This is a genomic window from Nonomuraea sp. NPDC048916, from assembly GCF_040649575.1.
Taxonomy (GTDB): Bacteria; Actinomycetota; Actinomycetes; order Streptosporangiales; family Streptosporangiaceae; genus Nonomuraea.
Genome location: NZ_JBEZFS010000126.1, coordinates 1 through 1,118 on the forward strand (window position 1 = coordinate 1; position 1,118 = coordinate 1,118).

Genomic DNA, 1,118 nt, shown 5'->3' on the forward strand with positions numbered 1-1,118 from the left:
ATGATCTAAGGAGATTATGGGTTTCTGGACCCATGGAATTACATTCTGTGAGATCATGAATGCATGGCGTTAAAGGGGCGGCGGGCCACGTTCGAGGAGCGACTGCACGCTGTGCACATGCTGGAACAGGGAGAGTCGGCCGACAATCTCGCCCGGATTCTCAACGTATCCAGAGCGTCACTCTTTGCATGGCAGAGTGATTATCGCGAGTACGGCGAGGCCGGCCTGAAGACGAAGAAGATGCGCGGCCCGGACTCCAAACTCACCTCCGAGCAGATTTCCAGCCTGTATGCGCTGCTAGTGGGCTGCGATCCCCGCCAGTTGAGCTTCGGGCTGGCGCTGTGGACCCGCGCCATGATTCAAGAGCTCATCAGGCGACGCTTCGGCGTCAGATTGTCAGTTGCCAGTGTCGGCCGTGTGCTACGCCAGCTCGGCATGTCACCGCAAAGACCGCTCTATAAGGCCTACCAGCAGAATCCGGAATTGGTTGAGCGCTGGAAATCCGAGGAATACCCGAAGATCGTCAAGGAGGCGAAGGATGCCGGCGCCATCATCTACTTCGCAGATGAGGCGGCCATCGGCACCCACTATCACGCCGGGACGACCTGGGCGCCGGTCGGCCAGACGCCGACCGTCAAGCACACCGGAGCCAAGAAATCCGCCTTCATGGTGTCAGCCGTCAACCGGCAAGGCCACCTTCGTTTCCAGCTCTTCGACAAGGGCATCAAGGCTGAAGATTTCAAAGCGTTCTGTAAGCGACTAATGTCAGACAGTGACGGACATCCGGTGTACCTCATCCTCGACAACAGTCGCGTCCACCGGGCCAAGCTCCTCAAGAAGTTCGCCGACGACAGCAACGGCATGCTCAAGTTGTTCTTCCTTCCGGCCTACTCGCCCGAACTCAACCCGGACGAGTGGGTCTGGAAGAACGTCAAGCACGACCATGTTGGTCGCGCGGCTGTCGATGGGATTCAGCAGGTGAAAGCCCTCATGCTCTCCGGACTCCGGCGCCTGCAGAAGACACCGGCTCTCATCCGCAGCTTCTTCCGCGACCCCAACCTCGCCTACATCACAGCAGCCGAAGGATAGTCCAGAAACCCATGAGCACCTTAGATCAA

General features: G+C 58.5%; 1 protein-coding gene. It reads left to right on the forward strand.

Annotated elements, in window-relative coordinates; genetic code table 11:
• Nucleotides 1–63: 63 nt before the first annotated feature.
• Complete coding sequence (locus tag AB0C16_RS40045; protein WP_357691375.1) at nucleotides 64–1,089, forward strand: IS630 family transposase; 1,026 nt, start codon at nucleotides 64–66, stop codon at nucleotides 1,087–1,089.
• Nucleotides 1,090–1,118: the final 29 nt, after the last annotated feature.